This window comes from Zwartia vadi, assembly GCF_030410375.1.
Taxonomy (GTDB): Bacteria; Pseudomonadota; Gammaproteobacteria; order Burkholderiales; family Burkholderiaceae_B; genus Zwartia; species Zwartia vadi.
Genome location: NZ_JAUHHE010000007.1, coordinates 151,477 through 168,410, shown reverse-complemented (window position 1 = coordinate 168,410; position 16,934 = coordinate 151,477). Strand labels below are relative to the sequence as shown.

Here is a 16,934-nt window from a genome sequence, read left to right as displayed (position 1 = left end):
TGGCTAATCCAGGCAGTCCTAGGATAGAATCGATGTGGGACATCGGTATGATCTCCATTAAAAAATGTTTCTTCGCAAAAACAAGTTTAATGAATACCGTTGTCCCCCGTTAATGATGTAGAGCCAATGTTTCGGAGAGTGTCCAGTCATTGCCAAACTCAATTTCAACGCCTAGCATTGGGGTATGCCAAAGATGACTTTAGATTTAACAGATGCTCAGCTATCTGCTCTTTCAGAAAGTGCAAGTCATGCTGGACTGGATTCTGCTCACGACTTCATGATGCGTTTTGTGACGCGTGAAGAAGAGCTCGCTGCCTTGCGTCAAAAAATACTAGATGGAATGAATTCGCCAGTAGTTGGCATAGTAGATGATGCGTATTTTCAGTCTCTGCGTGCGCGAATTCGCGATGGGAAATTAGATTGACGGTACGTATATTACGTCGTCACAAACTTGCGGATAAAGACATCATTGAGGCAATCGACTTTTACAACGATGCGCTGGCATACCAAGCAAGCACAAAATTTTTAGATGCGATTGAAAAAGCTCTGCGATTTATTTTGGCCTTTCCTGAAGCTGGATCAAGTCGTTTGAGTGAAATATTGGAGCTCGAGCAATTTAAAACTTGGCCATTAACCAAATTCCCTTTTCTAGTTGTCTACATAGTCAAGGATGAATCCATCGAAATTGTTCGATTAATTCATCAAAAAAGAGATTTGTCTGAACCATTACGGCAGGAAAGTCTCATCTAAGATTAAACATCCTCAGACCCTTCTCGATTCCGCCACGGGCCACCACTGAAACTAAAGAAACCCCTGCGTTCGCGCTGGGGTTTTGCATTTCTGAGGCCGTAACTGGATATTTCTAAGTGATTGATAGTGCTTTTAATCGTACGATTGACTATACTGTTGGAAATGCTAAACAGGAATCCATCATGAGCACAATCTCAGCAAATGACCTCAAAACCAAAGGGGTCAAAGCAATTGAGGAAGCCCTCGCCACACAACCCGAAGTCGCCGTTTCTGTTCGCGGGCAAATTAAATACATCGTGATGAGCGGAGAACAATATCAATATCTTCGCGAATGCGAACTTGAAGCCGCACTTGCTGAATCTAAAGCCGATCTCGACGCTGGCCGCTACGTAAAAGAAACGGTTGCCCAACACATTCGTCGCATCAACAAGCTGAACTCAAAGTTGGTAGCATGACTTGGCAGTTAATTTTTACAGAGCAATACAACCGCAAAGCCGCAAAATTCATTAAACAACACCCCGAAGTTCTGGTTCAGTACACCAAAACACTTGAGCTTTTAACCGTAAACCCGCATCACCCTTCGCTGAGACTTCACGCACTTAAGGGAAAACTAAACGGCCTGCACAGCGTCTCTGTTAACCTGAAATACAGAATTACTCTTGAACTCATCATTACTGAGAGTGAAATTATTCCAATCAATGTTGGGGATCACGACGAAGTTTACTAATTTGATGAACAGGATATTAAATCCTTGTGTCGGTGGTTCGATTCCGCCCCGGGCCACCACTGAATTTATAGAAACCCCTGCGTTCGCGCTGGGGTTTTTGTTTGTCTAAACTCGAGCAAACCAAACTGCTGTGTCAAGCATCTGTTCAAATTGATCAGTATCCAGTTACGGAACGGTCGATCGTTCTAGCTTCGTCAGTTTGCCATCATGAGCGCTGGTGGCTTCCAGGTGCCGTTTCCGGGCGGCAGAACAGAGGGATCTTCAACCCTCGGCCAATAGAGTCGCATTGCGATATAGATGGGACCGTCGGGCGCAGGTAGCCAATTTGCTTCAAGTTCTTTGCCTGGAGAATCTTTCTGAATGTAAATTGTTATTGACCCATCGGCATTTCTGCCAAGCTCGGAAAGCATAGGGGAGTTAATCAAATAGCGATTGATGGGGTTTTGGACAAGCAACTGGGTTTTACCATCATAGATGGTCACAGACCAGAATGCGTTTACGGGTGGTAAATAATCTTTCGCAAAGGTCAACCTATAGTTGTGTTTGGAGCCGTCCAATAACGCGCCATCAGCCAATGACCTGGTCATGGGATATGTGGCCTCCTCAGCATTGTTTCCGTATATACCTGCTCTTGCAGCCGCTGCTCGTAAAAGCCAATCCCCTTTGTAAAACTCGCGATCTCCAAAAGCTGAAGAAATAAACCAACCGTTAATCTCTTTACCCAAGGCCTTGGCTTTTGCTGCTACCTTACGTTCACCGTTGGCGATACCTTTCATCATCGCAACGCGTTGTTCAGGAGAAAGTTGATCGATGGAGAAGGGCTGACTATTTCCAACTCCCATTTTTTTAAGCTGGGAGCGAATAGCCACTTCATCCGATGTTGCTGGTGCAAACTGCAAAAGAAAATCCAGATATACAAAAAAATGCGACTGTAGCTTTTCTGAGTTCATCCATGGCCAACTAAGATCAGGGGCGGGAGCTGGCTTAGAAATACCCAGAAATCCGGAAAGTGCCTGAACCCTATATCCATTTTGCACTTCAATGACATTGGGCATATCAGATGCATTAAACAATTGCGTCCGAAAAATGGCCAAAGAAAAGTATGTGGTCGAACGAAAAATTTTGTCTATTCCATCGGGTCTCGAACCTTGCCAATCAGGCCCCGCTATCAGGTAATTTCCCTTGCCATTACCTGTCGATCGACTACCTATGTATCCATAATTGAATGTGTTGCCGTCATTGAGTTGGACTGAGTAGTAACGTTCTTTTTCAACTGCTGGTACAGAAATGACCACAGGCTCAGTACGCAAATCCAGCCAAGTCATGGAGTAAGGGGTGTCACTGTTAGGCGTAACAACTGCCGTATCTTTGTAGGTGAAAACTCGGTGCTCGTTGTTGATGACATTAAAGGGAGCTTTAAACTGACCTGAATTTTTATTCAGCACGTAGTCATGCATCACCACGTAATTCATCACAATTGGCAAACCGAAGATATAACCCTGTTCCGCAATTGTCTCTATCTCTGTTGGCTCCAACTTGACAAGTTCTTGACTTCTTTGATGCCCCCCTTTGACTTGAGCATTCACAGATATCAAAACAGACAAAAGCGCACAGGCCATGCTTAAAAATCTTACTGTTTGAGCCATGTTTTCACTCCCTGTTGATGCCTTGAATTCTATAGTCAATTTTGTGACCAAGAATACATATCAGAGGTGATAGAGCGAATCCCAATCCAGCTCGCTACCTACAGTACCCATCTGACTACAATTTCTTAACCTGCCTCCCATACGCACAACTCAACAGCGACCAGTTACGGGACCGTGACTCGTAAAACCGACATGCAATTAAAGATCTCCGCGATATCATTTGTTACTAATTGCAAGCGATGACGCTTTAGTACTAATATCAAAAAAAAGAAAATTAAAAAAACCAAAGAATGGAGTAGACAATGCAACCAACCGCTCTGAGCGGCATACGTGTATTAGATTTATCACGGATACTAGCAGGTCCCTCAGCAGCACAACTTCTCGGTGACCTTGGCGCCGATGTTGTTAAAGTTGAAAAGCCTGGTGAAGGTGATGACACGCGCAAATGGGGCCCTCCGTTCGTTAAAGATGCTGACGGCCAGCCCACGTCTGAAAGCGCTTATTACTTGTGTGCCAACAGAAACAAACGATCAATCGAAATCGATATTGCAAGCACGGAAGGCCAAACGCTCATCATGCGCTTGCTGGAAAATGCCGATATCTTGGTTGAAAATTACAAAGTAGGTGGACTGAGTAGCTATGGTCTTGCCTATGATCAAATTAAAGAGCGGTTTCCTCGATTGGTGTATTGCTCAATTACGGGATTTGGGCAGACAGGTCCTTACGCCTCGCGCGCTGGCTACGACTTTCTGATTCAAGGCATGGGCGGGATCATGAGCTTGACTGGGGAGCCGGAGGGACAACCTATGAAGGTGGGTGTAGGGATTGCTGACGTCATGACAGGCATGTATGCGACTGTTGGCATCCTGGCAGCCTTGCGACACCGGGATCAAACAGGAAAAGGTCAACAAATTGATGTATCGCTACTCGATACACAAGTGTCATGGCTCATCAATGCCGGCACCAGTTATCTCAACTCCAAAGAGAATCCGGTCAGACTAGGCAACGGTCACCCAAATATCGTGCCTTATCAGGTCTTTCCGACTGCCGATGACCCAATCATTATCGCTGCAGGCAATGACAGCCAATTTAGAAAACTCTGTCATATTGCCGACATTGCTGCCGTTGCAGAAGACCCTCAATACGCGACTAACGTCTCTCGGGTGATGAATCGTCAGGCAGTGGTAGATATCGTCACAGCGGCCCTTCAAAAGAAATCACGTGCTTACTGGCTTGCCGCTTGCGAAAAAGTAGGTGTTCCATGTGGACCCGTTAATAACCTCGAGCAAGTTTTTAATGACCCACATCTTCAACACCGTGGCGCCGAGGTGCGGATGGCCCACCCTCTTGCAGGTTCTGGGGAGGTGAGTCTGATCGCCAACCCCTTAAAACTCTCTGAAACACCAGTACAGTACAGGCATGCGCCACCCATTCGCAACCAGCACGAACAAGAGATTTTGCGTGACTGGCTCGGACAACAATCATCCATTGGCAAACAATCAAAATGACTATTTTGACCCACGATCAACTTGCAATTCAAGCCCAAGCACGTGAATTAGCTGAAACAGTTTTCAAAGCAACAGCTGCTCAGACTGATGCCACGGAGGCGTACCCTTGGGACAATATTGCCAAGCTCAATGCAGCAGGGTTTATGGGAATGACTGTACCAAAGGCATACGGCGGTCGCGGCCTTGGCTACCTTGAAACGACACTCGTGATCGAAGAAATGGCCAAAGCCTGTGCAACGATGGGTCGCATCACGGTTGAGGCCAACATGGGCGCAATCGGTGCCATCATGGCGTATGGCACCGAAGAACAAAAGAAGATTGCCGCTGAGTGCGTATTATCTGGCGATAAACCGGCTATCTGTATCTCTGAACCCAATGCGGGAAGTGCTGCGAGTGAAATGACCACACGCGCCGATAAAAAAGGCGATCGATATATTATCAATGGTCAAAAATACTGGATTACTGGTGGAGGCGTGTCGCGCTTGCACCTGATTTTTGCGCGCGTGTTTGAAGATGGTATTGAACAAGGCATTGGTGGCTTTATCGTTGTACGCGATGGCAACGAGCCTAAAGAACTCGTCATCGCTAAACGCACACCCGCAATGGGTGTGCGCGGCATTCCTGAAACCTATGTAGACTTTATCAACCTTGAGGTGCATGAATCGATGGCGTTAAAGCCACTCGGTGATTTACGTAAAGGCTTTGCTGCGCTGATGAACGCATACAACGCGCAACGCGTAGGAGCAGGAACAGTGGCACTTGGTATCGCTGTGGGTGCCTTTGAAGAAGCTGTTCAATACAGCAAAGAGCGCAAACAATTCGGCCGATCGATTGCTGAGTTTCAAGGATTACAGTGGATGATTGCTGATATGTCTATCGCTCTTGATGCCGCGCGTCTGATGCTTCATCGCGCAGCCAATGTACCGGTGGGTAGCTTCCCAGATTTAAAATTAGCTGCCCAAGCCAAGATCATTGCCGCTGAAACCGCCATTAAAGTCACCAATGATTCACTGCAACTCTTTGGATCCAGTGGTTACTCACGTGAATTTGCTGCTGAACGCCACGTGCGAGATGCCCGAATGTTTACGATTGCAGGGGGTACGGCTCAGATACTTCGGACACAAGTCGCAAGTGCTGTCCTGGGTGCAAAACTTCCACAAACGCGCGACGGCTATGTGAAACACCCCATAGGGAAATAAAACCAATCTATTATCCATATATCGATATTTTTCGGGGCTCAGATGATGCGAACATTCCGAAGTGCCATCCTGTTGCCGGCACTGATATGACAGGAATCTATTTACACAATATCAATCCATTCAGATCGATGTACGAAGCAGCCTCGCGCCAGTCAGATGTTGGATTATTCGAGCCTCAAGAAGCAATATCTGTTCAGGATGCCATCAAAATGTGGACAATCTGGCCTGCAAAGGCAATGGGGGGAAGAAAAAGAAAAGGGAACAATCAGTCTGGGCCCAATCTATGGCTATCATGCCACGAGTCTTGACAGACAAACCTTTAAAGGGAAATTTTTCAATGATGGACAGACGTTTGAACCGTGCCCGACGGTTGAGTTGAAATCAAATGTCGACTCGACTTTTGAAATGCATGCTTCAAAACAAAAAAAACAATTCCATAAAAGCAACCGATCAAAATGGCATTGCAAACAAGGTCTTGTATAAATCTTGTAGCCAATAGCAACACAGACATTTAGCCATATTAGGATCAAAGTTTTGATCCTAATATTCATCTAACGATTTCAATATCTATCACTCACTGCGTAGTATGTGATCGTCGACCTACACTTTCAATTTTTGAGCGAGAAATTATCCTCAAAGAATGAAATCGAAATGCCATGACACAATCAACTGCATCTTGGAGCTATACAGTCAAATAGAATCGCTCATAAAAATGGGGGAAACGATTGATTCACCAGACTAAAATGATGTGGGGGGGCAGTTAAGTTTTTTTATATCTTTCTTATCCCCACTGATATATTTTGATTCATGAATTTTTAAATTACATTTAAATTGTGTTCCATGCATCTCATGAGGATCTGGAAACGGGAACCCGCCACAGGGATGCGCAAGCAGTAAGTGGATGTGCGTTTGTTGAGATCGGCACATAAAAAACAAATCAACGCAGACAGATTCCAAGTCGCTCTTGAAATCTGTCGAAAGCCTTTCACGAGGTGGTGTGAGCCAATCGTGAATGTGGGTTATTCAGGTTCGCCACAAAAAAACAATCTGTTAGGTGATGCAGTCATCTTGCCAATGACGATTGCCAAAGTCCAGACGTGGATTATGGGTTCGTCGGAATCGCCATAGAAAAACAATCCGAAAGCGCAAGGAACACATGGCAGAGTTCCATGCACGGAAGCCTCGCACTTAAAACCTGCGAGGCTTCTTTTTCTTGCATCTTCTCCGGCACGCTCGTAGACAGCGCAACCCAGATAGCACATCACGCGTTCTCTGCAGCCCGCGACAGTTGAATGCAACTACGGATTCGGCAGCCTGAGGATGCCGTTGAGCGCGACATATTATTTGTTAAAGAAGCCGAGAGACTTGATTGTTGACTCAAAGATCGGTTTCCATGCTTCTGCATTTCCAGTGAAAGACGGGTGGCCGTCATTTTTATAAGCCGGCAGACTGTAAAATTTTCCATTTCCACCAGCTTTTATGAATGCTTCAAACCATTCTTTCGGTAGTTTTTCACCCCAGTACTTGTCATTGACACTGTAGATCCAATAGACAGGCACTTTACTTTTAGCTCCATAGCTAGCGAAAAGTTTTTCTAATAAGTCGGCACGACAAGGAGACGCTGGTCTCTTGATTGGATTGCCGCCACCGCCTCCTGCAAAGTTAAATGTTGCGACTAAGCCTGGCAGTTCTGAGGCCGCAAGTCCTACAGCTGTTGCTCCTCCAAAAGATTGACCAACCGCAATACCTTTTGTGAAGTCTATATAGGACTTCATGCTTAAAGCTTGAAGGACGGTTTTTGATGTGTGAATGGCAGCATTAAATACATTTGGGTAGTTTGGAAAAGTACAGTCTCCGCTGTATTCTGTGTCTACGCCTCCTGTTTCGCCATACCCGCCGCGAGTTGGCACAATGACAACAAATCCTTGATCAACAAAGAACTTTGATGCAACAGAGTATTTAGCTCGACCTAATTTTGCTCTTTCTTCAGCAGAGCCTGAACGACCATGATTGAGTATTAAATAAGGTGATTTATTGCGATCGCTATCTCTAAAGATGGTCACAATTACATTGTGATTATTGATTTCTCCGTAGGCATTTTGCACTGACACTGGTACTGTAACAACCTCTTCGACAATTTTCGACTGTGCAAATGCAGAAGCGGTTATTAGCAGTGAAAAAAATCCAAGTAAATGCATTGTTTTCATTTGGTTAGCTCGGATTGATATTTGCGTTGGATAATGACTTAAAAAACGACTAAAAGCGACAAAATTCAAAATTTACTTTCTAAATGAATTTTGTCACCTAGAATTCATGATTCAACCTTCAACTCATCTGAGAGGTTCGTCATGAAAATAAATCCTTTTTATACCGCTCTTGCATGCTTGTCATTGATATGGACTGCAGACACTGAGGCCAAACAAACTTTTACCATTAACCAAAGCAAGCCAGAAATTCAGCATATTGATATTGGCACAAAAGGCATGTCTATTGGAGACATCCTCGCATTCGAGGCGCCCTTTACAACAGAAGATGGAAAAATAGGCAGGATATATGGAACGGTCACCATTGTTTCAATTCCTACGGGCGCAAACGATCCATTCATTGACCGTATCAGCACAATCGTTTTGGATTTCGGTGGAAGCGACTCGTTAGTAACTAACGGAAAGTCCGTATACGGCACATACGAGGGTGAAATCAAGGACAACCAACCTCAATTACGTGCAATCACTGGCGGCACTGGAAAATTCATTGGAGCAAGAGGTCAGATTTCAACCTCGCGTCAACCATCGGGCTCATATGTACATGAGATACAGCTGCTGGACTAGTTTACATAGCAGTGACGCTATGAACGAGTGAGCGCCTCTATAGTTTGGATCGTATTCGCTGACGTCCCAAATTCTCGGATTAAATCTTCGCGTCTTCCAATTTCAAACTCATCAAACTCGAAACCGGGTGCGACGGCGCAGCTTACCAAGCAGAAAGCATCGGCATTGACTGGTTTTGCCGCGAACCACGTATCAGAGGGAATAGTGACCTGGAAATTGCTTGCTGTCACTCCCAACTGCACATTTCTCAATAATTTATTTTCATCAATGAAATAAATGAGAACATCGCAGCCAAGATGAAAGTACCATGTCTCATCTGATTGAATGCGATGCCAAGCGGAAAAGTCAGTTCCAGAAAGCAGATAATAAATGCTGGTATATGCACTCTTATCACGCGAATATATAGAATCCTGAACAATTTTTGTTGATCGATGCGTTTCTTTGTAAAACCCACCTTCCGGATGCGGCTCTAGATTGAGTGTCTTGATGATGGTATGAATATCATGCATGCGTTTGTTTTACCTTGTGAGCTGTTTATTTTAAGTTCGAAGGCTAGGTGATTCACTTGACTCTTGCAATGTCCAACTCTTACAACCAGCAATAGTACGATGTTTAAAAAATACCTGGTCATCCACAGCTTTGATAATCATTAAAAAACTCGCTGCACCAACAACCCCTCAATTAAGCTTTGCAAACACGCAATATTTAGTTACATTCGTTTAGTCACATTGACGATCTGTTCTGATCGCGACACATAAAAATAACTTGGAGACAAAAATGGCAATTGTGAACCTGAATGTCAACGGCAAGTCTCATCGAGTGGAGGTCGAAGACGATACCCCTCTGCTTTATGCTCTGCGTGATCACCTCGAAGTCACCGGTCCGAAATTTGGCTGTGGACTCGGTCAGTGCGGAGCCTGCACTGTGGTGGTTGACGGTGAGGCCGTTAGATCCTGCGTCACCCCCGCGACCGCGATGCAGGGCAAGGGTGTCACAACGCTCGAAGGCCTAGGTAGCTCGCAAAAGCCAGGCAAATTACAACAAGCATTCATTGACGAGCAGGCGGTGCAATGTGGCTATTGCATCAATGGCATGATCATGACTGCGAGTGCTTTTCTGAATAAAAACAAAAATCCAACAGACGCCCAAATTACTGAAGCGCTCGCTGGAAACCTGTGCCGTTGTGGTACGCACCAACGGATTGTGGCAGCGGTCAAACGCTACATCGCCACGGCCTGACCTCAACCACAACAAACATCCCCACAGGTGAACTTATGAATGCACTCACACGACGCGATTTCCTGAAAGCAAGCGGTGCTGGCCTGCTAGTGGTCAGCTTCTCAATGAAGATAGCCGAGGCATCAACCGACTACGGTTTGCGGCCACCTAAAAGCGTGGCAAAAGACCAGTTGGACTCTTGGCTAACCATTGACCGTTCTGGAAAAATTACAGTCTTTGTCGGCAAGGTCGATTTAGGCACGGGAACAAAAACCGCACTGTCCCAAATCGCAGCGGAAGAGCTTTACGTCCCTTTCGAACGGATCGATATGATCATGGGCGATACCGCAACAACCCCAGATCAGTGGTTGACCGGCGCGGCAATTACCTTGTCCCAAGGCGGAAGCGAGTTACGGATTGCTGCGGCCAATGCACGCACAGCACTGATGACGCGTGCCGCGGAACAATTAAAAGTTCCGCTGAGCGAACTCAGCATCAAAGACGGCGTGATCTCCGCCTCATCCAAACCCAATCAAGCGCTTGCCTATGGTGACTTAATCGGAGAGGGCTTCCAGATCAAGGTTGATCCAAAAGCAAAAGTTAAACCGCATACTGAATACACCCTGGTGGGTAAGTCGATTCAACGTGTTGATATTCCCGACAAAGTTTCTGGCGAACACCCCTTTGTGCACGATTTTCGTCTACCTGGCATGCTACATGCACGCGTCATCCGTCCCTTGGATATGGGTGCAACCATTGTTAGTGTTGACGACTCCGCAGCCAAGAAATTAAAAGGTTATGTCCAGACTGTCCGTAAAGACAATTTCCTCGCTGTCGTATGCAAGGATGAGTGGAGCGCAGTCAAAGCCGCCAACGCCATCAAAGTAACTTGGTCTGCAGGTCGCGCGCTGCCACCACAAGACCAGATTTTTAACTACTGGCGGCAGCTACCCATTGCAAAGACCGACATCACGCAAAACGTGGGTAATGTCGACGCGGCCTTATCCTCGGGCGTGAAGCGCGTCAAAGCAACATATAACTTTGCAGTTCAGACGCACGCCTCCTCGGGACCGTCCTGCGCGGTTGCAGACTTCCGCGACGGAAAAATGACGCTATGGTCGGCTTCGCAAGCGACACATTCCATGCAAGAAGAAATCGCCAACATCACTAAACTGCCTAAAGACGCGATTCGTTTGGTGTATTTGGATGGTTCTGGTTGCTATGGACGCAATGGTCATGAAGATGCCACTGCCGATGCCGCGCTGATCGCACAAATGATCGGAAAGCCTGTGCGTGTGCAGTGGATGCGACAAGATGAAACCGCGCTGGCACCGAAGAGCCCACCTCGAACAATGGATTTTGAAGCGAGCTTTGATGCACAAGGTAATCTGACGGGATGGCAGAGCGACTTTTACATCGCGCTCAATCACATCGCCGCCTTCAAACCCTTGAACTTCCCGCTGCTCGCCTCTGCGGACACAGGCAATCCTCGTCCGGGCAACTGGGTCGGATTTTTATTTCAAAACTCCGCCGCTCCCTATGTCCTGCCAAATATAAAGGTTACGACTAAACACATCGATCAATCGATATTCCGCGCCTCGCATTTGCGCAGTCCCGGTCGCATCGAAAATAGTTTTGCAAACGAGTCCTTTATGGACGAACTCGCGGCAGCCGCGAATGCAGATCCAGCTGAATTCAGGATCAAGCATCTCTCTGATCCGCGCGCCTTAGATGTGATCAAGGCAGTGCTTAAAGCCTCTAACTGGCAAACACGTCCTGGCCCAAACCCTGCGAGCGCTCAAGGTGAAATCGCGAAAGGGCGGGGTATTTCATATGTTCGCTATAACAATGCTATTACCTACGTTGCAACCGTTGCCGAGGTCGAGGTCAATCGCACGACCGGCCAGATTAAAGTGACGCGTGTCTGCGTCGCCCATGACTGCGGTCAAATCGTGAATCCGGATGGTGTCGTCAACCAGATAGAGGGCGGCGTGATTCAAACGGTCAGTCGTACGCTGATGGAGGAAGTGAAGTGGAATGGCAGTACCGTCACAAGCGTGGACTGGGCGAGCTATCCGATCTTGAGGTTCCCGGACATCCCTAAAGTAGAGACAGTGCTGATTGATCGTCCAGGTCAACCTGTCTGGGGCGCGGGAGAACAAACGCCAACAACAGTACCCGCTGCGATTGCAAATGCCGTGTTCGACGCGATCGGCGTTCGTTTACGTTCCATCCCGTTCACGCCCGCCTCCGTTAAGACCGCCATGAGTCAAGCTCCGAAAGTCGGGTGATAGACCTCTAGCGATAAAAACAGCCCTTCAGAACTATTTGAAGGGCTGTTTTTTTACCGAGTACTCATGCCCATCACCCCTTTTCTTGTACTCGAACCGACTCAGAATCCACATGGCACATGCTAACGAAATCTTCGTCACTCACAGCTTTGATAATCATGAAAAGAATCGCTGCGTGGATATCATCCAGGTTGCTGAGCAAAATTACCGATTTCAAGAGTGGCGGCGAGAACCAGAGGACATCAGCGGTTGGTTTCTGATGCTTGATAGCCAACCTAGATTCTATTCCTGCGCAGAAGATGCTATTGTTGAGGCGAAACGAGTCATTGGTTGGTTTTCTGAAATCGCTCAATAATCACGCTTTCATTTAAATTTTGATTTCATCTAAAGCCCGCGTCCTAAATAAAGAATGAATCCATGTTCAACAAAATCGGGCCTTTATTTGTTACAGCCTTATTCAAATTATTAGCCTGTCTTCCACTAACAGTCCTTCAAATTCTTGGCTATGGGGCGGGCTGGTTAGTCTGGATATTGCCGGGTAGCTATAAAAAGCGTGCAGCTAAAAACTTAGCGATCGCGATGCCTGATGCTTCGCCAACAATACTACGCGCCTCGCTCATTAATGTCGGTCAGTTGTTTTTCGAAATGCCCTACTGGCACTTTCGACAAAATGATGCCAAATTATTAAATCAAGTGCAGTGCGATGGATGGGATGAAATAAAAGAGGTGCTTGCTCAAGGCAAAGGCTTGATATTGCTTGGTCCACACGCAGGCAACTTCGAATCGCTTGGAGCAATCTACACAAGCAGATTCCCAGCCACTGTACTTTTTCGTCCGCCCAGAATGAAATGGTTGCAAGACTGGATTATTCAAACCAGAACTAGAAAAAATCTGACGATGGCACCCGCCAACCATACAGGTGTGAGAAGCTTACTCAAAGCTCTTAAACGGGGTCAGTCGATCGGCATTCTGCCGGATCAAGTTCCAGTGGCAGGCGAAGGAGTTTGGGCACCATTCTTTGGCAAACCTGCGTACACAACTACTTTAGTTCAAAGATTGCAAAGTCTGACAGGTGCACCGATTTACGTGATGGCGGCGCAGCGCAACGGAATCGGTAAAGGGTATACAGTTAGATATCATGCGCTGAAGGAGCCTTTATCCGAGGATGTTGAAATCGCAGCAGCCCAATTGAATCGCGCTATGGAAGACATGATTCGGCTCATGCCCACGCAATACCTGTGGGGCTACAACAGATACCGTACACCGCGCAATAAACCCTCGCAAGATAGCACTAAACAATCAACGTCGAATCCAACTCTCTGATGCGCTCGTCGAGGTAGTAACCACCATATTCTGTGTAGTGCAAAAATTTTTTCTTACAGTGGACGCACTCCCGAACATCAGAACGACTGTAGGGATAATGAACGATAGAAATCGGGGCACGTTCAGACCAGAGATTCGTTCCCTCCGGGTGGAACTCATCCCAGCATTCATCAGCGTGTTCAGTCTTGAGAGTACCCAAAATTTTTAGTTTACTCAGATCAAAATATCCCGGTACAGATATCCAGCCGGGACAAGACAGTGATGAGCATTCGGAGCAAGCTTCAGTAATCTTTGAGGACTTTGCTAGATTGAGCAACTCATCTCTATTTAGTTTGATATTCACGTAAGCTCGCTCTCTAATGAAGTAAAAGACACGAAAATTTCGCATCTATCTCAATCGTCAATATAAAAGCGTATAGATGGCAGCACCCACCACAACCAGGCCTACCGTCGCCCAGCCAAGCCTGTCGACATAGACATGCAACTGCGCCTCCATGCGCGCACCGCCCCAGCGCATCAAACCCGCCACTAAAAAGAAGCGCGCACCGCGGCCCAGAATCGATGCCAAGATAAAAGGAATCAAGGCCATGGACAACACGCCTGCCGCAATCGTGAAAACTTTATAAGGTATCGGAGAAAACCCTGCGATGAACACCGCCAATACTCCCCAGGTCCCGAACCATTCCAATGCAGTTTGATAGCTACTCCAGTAGCGCGGCTGTTCCTGAAGCCAAGGGGCAATCGCATCGAACGCTAACATACCAATCGCATAACCCAACACCCCGCCCAAGACAGACGTAATAGTCGTCAGCCATGCCAGGCGCCACGCTTTGTGGGGATTGGCCAAACACATCGGTGCGAGCATGACATCAGGAGGAATTGGAAAAAAGGATGACTCTGCGAAGCTCATGCACCCCAAATACCAAGGGGCATGACGATGGCGTGCCCATTGCATCACGCGCGCATAAAGCATTGAAAAAAGCTTCAAAATTCGGCCTCGTTATACAAACACCGCCGTATTGGCAAAAGCCAGGAGCGCATGCTGATGAAAATAATATCGATTTTATGGCAAATTAACTGATACGCTTAATGGGCCATATGATTTAATTTTTAAAAATAGTGACTTAGGGATTACCTGATGCCACACGACGTGAATTTGATCGCCACGATTGCCGCGGGCTTTGGCTTGGCAATGATCTTCGGGTTTTTAGCAGCCCGCTTAAAAATGCCACCGCTGGTTGGCTATCTCGTTGCAGGTATTTTGATTGGCCCGACAACACCAGGCTTTGTTGCCGATATGAGTCTGGCCATGCAATTAGCTGAAATCGGCGTGATGCTGCTGATGTTTGGTGTTGGACTACATTTTTCGCTTGCAGACTTGATGGCGGTTAAACGTATTGCCATCCCCGGTGCAATTGTGCAGATTGGCGTGGCGGTTCTTTTAGGCGCCTCCATAGCATCCATATGGGACTGGGAATTACTCGAGGCTACTTTATTCGGGCTTTGTCTTTCGGTCGCAAGCACGGTGGTTTTATTAAGGGCTCTAGAGACCAAAGGCATCTTGAAGTCGGCGACAGGTCAAATTGCGGTCGGCTGGCTGATTGTCGAGGATCTCGTCATGATATTGGTATTAGTGCTGTTGCCATCTATCGCCAGTATCATGGCCCTGCAGGAGGGCGATTCAACAGCTACAGAAAGTACGCAAGACCTATGGATGGCTGTTGGTTGGACACTAGCCAAGGTTTCCGCGTTTATTGCGTTGATGTTGATTGTTGGTAGGCGGCTATTACCGCGTGTGCTGTGGATGGTTGCACGACTGGGTTCACGCGAACTCTTTACCCTGACCGTGCTGGCCTGCGCGCTTGGCGTTGCATTTGGCGCAGCGAAACTTTTTGATGTTTCTTTTGCACTTGGCGCTTTTTTCGCAGGCATGATGATGCGTGAGTCCGAGTTCAGTCACCGTGCTGCCGAAGAGTCTCTACCATTGAGGGATGCTTTTGCCGTTTTATTTTTCGTTTCAGTCGGCATGCTTTTTGAACCAAGCGTGATCTGGACACAACCCGTCAAACTATTACTTGTTGTGTTGACTATCGTTGTAGGTAAAACGCTCGCTGCGATAGGGATCGTTTTGCTATTTCGATACTCTCTTAATACAGCACTCACAGTCGGAGCGAGCCTGGCTCAAATCGGTGAGTTTTCTTTCATCCTGGCAGGGCTCGCCATATCACTCAATCTTTTACCTCAGGAAGGACAAAGTCTTATTTTGGCAGCAGCATTGATATCTATTGCCTTGAATTCAGCCTTATTTAGTGCGATTAACCCTTTGCACGCCTGGCTCCTTAAAAAATCATCTTTCGCAAGAAAGCTCGAGTTTAGACACGACCCCTTAACGACGCTCCCAACGTCCACGCCTCAGGCCTTGCTCACAGGACAGGTTGTTCTTGTTGGTTATGGCCGCGTTGGACAGCGCATTGCTGCGGAGCTCCGTCAAAACAACATCTCATACGTAGTTGCGGATGAAAATAGAGAAGTCGTTGAAATGTTGCGCAGCGAGGGGATCTCTGCTGTCAGTGGTGATGCAACGACTCCCGAAGTTTTGGTGCAAGCTCACATTGCACGCGCTGCTTTGCTTGTGGTTGCGACATCCGATACGCTGGATGTCAGAAAAATGGTGGAAATTGCACGCACCCTGAATCCCGCCATCGGTGTCGTCCTCACCGCGCACAACGAAGAAGAAGCACAATTATTAGAGGCTGATAAGCTTGGGAAAGTCTTCTTAGCAGAGCGAGAGTTATCAACAGGCATGACTGAATTTGTGATGGAAAAATTCGGAGTCAACCCTAACAGGTCAACTTGAATAACGACGAATAACGACAATCGCTAAATAGTTGATGATGCGCACATGAGGGCGTCTTACTATTTATAGCCTTTCCTTTCACTGATCTATTTTCAAGAGATTCAATATGAAAATAATTCCCGTTATCGCTGCGCTAGGATGTTTATCGTTCGCGCTTGCTTCAACTGTTGAAGCCAAACAAACATTCACAATTACTCAAAATAAACCTGATATTCAGCATGTCGATGTTGGCACGACTGGGATGTCTATCGGTGACGTGCTCGCCTTTGAAGCACCATTCGAAACACAAGATGGCAAAAAAGGTAGGATGTACGGATTGCTCACGCTCGTTTCTCTTCCAACGGGCGGACAAGATGTCGCGCTGGACAGGATTGGTACGATCGCTTTAGATTTTGGTAACAGCGATTCATTAGTAGTAAATGGTAAATCAGTCTATGGTGCATATCTTGGTGAGATAAAAGATAATGCGCCCCAGCTTCGCGCCATTACGGGTGGCACTGGTAAATTTATTGGTGCGAGAGGCCAGGTTTCAACAACCCGCAACGCATCGGGTGCTTACGTGCATGTCATCGAGTTAGTGGATTAAA

Annotated in this window: 18 protein-coding genes; 13 read left to right on the top strand and 5 right to left on the bottom strand. The window is 46.8% G+C overall.

What is annotated here, in order from left to right; genetic code table 11:
• The first annotated feature begins 184 nt into the window (after window positions 1-184).
• The 4 genes from QWY27_RS08195 (at window position 185) to QWY27_RS08180 (ending at window position 1,477) form a co-directional block, all read left to right on the top strand.
• On the top strand, window positions 185-424 hold the full coding sequence (locus tag QWY27_RS08195) for a hypothetical protein (protein ID WP_290196539.1): 240 nt from the start codon (window positions 185-187) through the stop codon (window positions 422-424).
• On the top strand, window positions 421-750 hold the full coding sequence (locus QWY27_RS08190) for a type II toxin-antitoxin system RelE/ParE family toxin (protein ID WP_290196537.1): 330 nt from the start codon (window positions 421-423) through the stop codon (window positions 748-750). Before QWY27_RS08195 ends, QWY27_RS08190 begins: the two co-directional genes overlap by 4 nt.
• A gap of 182 nt (window positions 751-932) precedes the next feature.
• On the top strand, window positions 933-1,205 hold the full coding sequence (locus tag QWY27_RS08185; protein ID WP_290196535.1) for a hypothetical protein: 273 nt from the start codon (window positions 933-935) through the stop codon (window positions 1,203-1,205).
• Window positions 1,202-1,477: a type II toxin-antitoxin system RelE/ParE family toxin gene (locus tag QWY27_RS08180; protein WP_290196533.1), complete on the top strand. Its 276-nt coding sequence runs from the start codon at window positions 1,202-1,204 to the stop codon at window positions 1,475-1,477. Before QWY27_RS08185 ends, QWY27_RS08180 begins: the two co-directional genes overlap by 4 nt.
• A 194-nt stretch (window positions 1,478-1,671) precedes the next feature.
• Here QWY27_RS08180 and QWY27_RS08175 read toward each other — a convergent pair whose 3' ends face one another.
• Window positions 1,672-3,123 (bottom strand): DUF1254 domain-containing protein, encoded by a 1,452-nt coding sequence (locus QWY27_RS08175; protein ID WP_290196531.1) that lies wholly within the window; start codon window positions 3,121-3,123, stop codon window positions 1,672-1,674.
• A 302-nt stretch (window positions 3,124-3,425) separates the two neighbouring features.
• Between QWY27_RS08175 and QWY27_RS08170 the strand changes: the two genes are divergently transcribed.
• A complete protein-coding gene (locus tag QWY27_RS08170; RefSeq protein ID WP_290196529.1) occupies window positions 3,426-4,631 on the top strand; it encodes a CaiB/BaiF CoA transferase family protein in 1,206 nt (401 codons plus the stop codon).
• Window positions 4,628-5,830 carry a 3-sulfinopropanoyl-CoA desulfinase gene (gene acdA / locus QWY27_RS08165; RefSeq protein ID WP_290196527.1) on the top strand — a complete coding sequence of 401 codons (1,203 nt, stop codon included), beginning with the start codon at window positions 4,628-4,630 and terminating at the stop codon, window positions 5,828-5,830. Before QWY27_RS08170 ends, acdA begins: the two co-directional genes overlap by 4 nt.
• Window positions 5,831-7,170: 1,340 nt before the next feature.
• Here acdA and QWY27_RS08160 read toward each other — a convergent pair.
• A complete protein-coding gene (locus QWY27_RS08160) occupies window positions 7,171-8,037 on the bottom strand; it encodes a dienelactone hydrolase family protein (protein WP_290196525.1) in 867 nt (288 codons plus the stop codon).
• A 141-nt stretch (window positions 8,038-8,178) separates the two neighbouring features.
• Here QWY27_RS08160 and QWY27_RS08155 point away from each other — a divergent pair, with 141 nt between their 5' ends.
• Window positions 8,179-8,658: a hypothetical protein gene (locus tag QWY27_RS08155; RefSeq protein ID WP_290196523.1), complete on the top strand. Its 480-nt coding sequence runs from the start codon at window positions 8,179-8,181 to the stop codon at window positions 8,656-8,658.
• 17 nt (window positions 8,659-8,675) lie between these two features.
• Here the strand turns inward: QWY27_RS08155 and QWY27_RS08150 are convergent, their stop codons facing one another.
• Window positions 8,676-9,167, bottom strand: a complete 492-nt coding sequence (locus QWY27_RS08150; protein ID WP_290196521.1) for a cupin domain-containing protein — start codon at window positions 9,165-9,167, stop codon at window positions 8,676-8,678.
• A 268-nt stretch (window positions 9,168-9,435) separates the two neighbouring features.
• On the opposite strand from QWY27_RS08150, the gene QWY27_RS08145 reads away from it, so the two are divergent.
• From QWY27_RS08145 to QWY27_RS08130, 4 genes are all read left to right on the top strand, one after another.
• On the top strand, window positions 9,436-9,897 hold the full coding sequence (locus QWY27_RS08145) for a (2Fe-2S)-binding protein (protein ID WP_290196519.1): 462 nt from the start codon (window positions 9,436-9,438) through the stop codon (window positions 9,895-9,897).
• A gap of 35 nt (window positions 9,898-9,932) precedes the next feature.
• The gene (locus QWY27_RS08140) at window positions 9,933-12,167 is read left to right on the top strand and encodes a xanthine dehydrogenase family protein molybdopterin-binding subunit (RefSeq protein WP_290196517.1); all 2,235 of its coding nucleotides are present in this window, start codon (window positions 9,933-9,935) and stop codon (window positions 12,165-12,167) included.
• A gap of 112 nt (window positions 12,168-12,279) precedes the next feature.
• Window positions 12,280-12,522, top strand: a complete 243-nt coding sequence (locus QWY27_RS08135) for a hypothetical protein (protein ID WP_290196516.1) — start codon at window positions 12,280-12,282, stop codon at window positions 12,520-12,522.
• 62 nt (window positions 12,523-12,584) lie between these two features.
• Window positions 12,585-13,490 (top strand): lysophospholipid acyltransferase family protein, encoded by a 906-nt coding sequence (locus QWY27_RS08130; RefSeq protein WP_290196514.1) that lies wholly within the window; start codon window positions 12,585-12,587, stop codon window positions 13,488-13,490.
• Here QWY27_RS08130 and QWY27_RS08125 read toward each other — a convergent pair.
• Together QWY27_RS08125 and QWY27_RS08120 are read right to left on the bottom strand one after the other, a co-directional pair.
• Window positions 13,459-13,833, bottom strand: a complete 375-nt coding sequence (locus QWY27_RS08125) for a hypothetical protein (protein WP_290196512.1) — start codon at window positions 13,831-13,833, stop codon at window positions 13,459-13,461. The genes QWY27_RS08130 and QWY27_RS08125 overlap by 32 nt on opposite strands.
• 57 nt (window positions 13,834-13,890) lie before the next feature.
• Window positions 13,891-14,478 (bottom strand): YqaA family protein, encoded by a 588-nt coding sequence (locus QWY27_RS08120; protein ID WP_290196511.1) that lies wholly within the window; start codon window positions 14,476-14,478, stop codon window positions 13,891-13,893.
• Window positions 14,479-14,628: 150 nt separating this feature from the next.
• On the opposite strand from QWY27_RS08120, the gene QWY27_RS08115 reads away from it, so the two are divergent.
• Together QWY27_RS08115 and QWY27_RS08110 are read left to right on the top strand one after the other, a co-directional pair.
• Complete coding sequence (locus QWY27_RS08115; protein WP_290196509.1) at window positions 14,629-16,347, top strand: cation:proton antiporter domain-containing protein; 1,719 nt, start codon at window positions 14,629-14,631, stop codon at window positions 16,345-16,347.
• Between the two features lie 106 nt (window positions 16,348-16,453).
• Window positions 16,454-16,933 carry a hypothetical protein gene (locus tag QWY27_RS08110; RefSeq protein ID WP_290196507.1) on the top strand — a complete coding sequence of 160 codons (480 nt, stop codon included), beginning with the start codon at window positions 16,454-16,456 and terminating at the stop codon, window positions 16,931-16,933.
• Window position 16,934 lies beyond the last annotated feature (1 nt).

Coding starts and splice junctions, on each gene's coding strand:
- QWY27_RS08195 (WP_290196539.1), top strand. CDS start 185: ATGCCAAAGATGACTTTAGATTTAACAGATGCTCAGCTATCTGCTCTT.
- QWY27_RS08185 (WP_290196535.1), top strand. CDS start 933: ATGAGCACAATCTCAGCAAATGACCTCAAAACCAAAGGGGTCAAAGCA.
- QWY27_RS08180 (WP_290196533.1), top strand. CDS start 1,202: ATGACTTGGCAGTTAATTTTTACAGAGCAATACAACCGCAAAGCCGCA.
- QWY27_RS08175 (WP_290196531.1), bottom strand. CDS start 3,123: ATGGCTCAAACAGTAAGATTTTTAAGCATGGCCTGTGCGCTTTTGTCT.
- QWY27_RS08170 (WP_290196529.1), top strand. CDS start 3,426: ATGCAACCAACCGCTCTGAGCGGCATACGTGTATTAGATTTATCACGG.
- acdA (WP_290196527.1), top strand. CDS start 4,628: ATGACTATTTTGACCCACGATCAACTTGCAATTCAAGCCCAAGCACGT.
- QWY27_RS08160 (WP_290196525.1), bottom strand. CDS start 8,037: ATGAAAACAATGCATTTACTTGGATTTTTTTCACTGCTAATAACCGCT.
- QWY27_RS08155 (WP_290196523.1), top strand. CDS start 8,179: ATGAAAATAAATCCTTTTTATACCGCTCTTGCATGCTTGTCATTGATA.
- QWY27_RS08150 (WP_290196521.1), bottom strand. CDS start 9,167: ATGCATGATATTCATACCATCATCAAGACACTCAATCTAGAGCCGCAT.
- QWY27_RS08145 (WP_290196519.1), top strand. CDS start 9,436: ATGGCAATTGTGAACCTGAATGTCAACGGCAAGTCTCATCGAGTGGAG.
- QWY27_RS08140 (WP_290196517.1), top strand. CDS start 9,933: ATGAATGCACTCACACGACGCGATTTCCTGAAAGCAAGCGGTGCTGGC.
- QWY27_RS08135 (WP_290196516.1), top strand. CDS start 12,280: ATGGCACATGCTAACGAAATCTTCGTCACTCACAGCTTTGATAATCAT.
- QWY27_RS08130 (WP_290196514.1), top strand. CDS start 12,585: ATGTTCAACAAAATCGGGCCTTTATTTGTTACAGCCTTATTCAAATTA.
- QWY27_RS08115 (WP_290196509.1), top strand. CDS start 14,629: ATGCCACACGACGTGAATTTGATCGCCACGATTGCCGCGGGCTTTGGC.
- QWY27_RS08110 (WP_290196507.1), top strand. CDS start 16,454: ATGAAAATAATTCCCGTTATCGCTGCGCTAGGATGTTTATCGTTCGCG.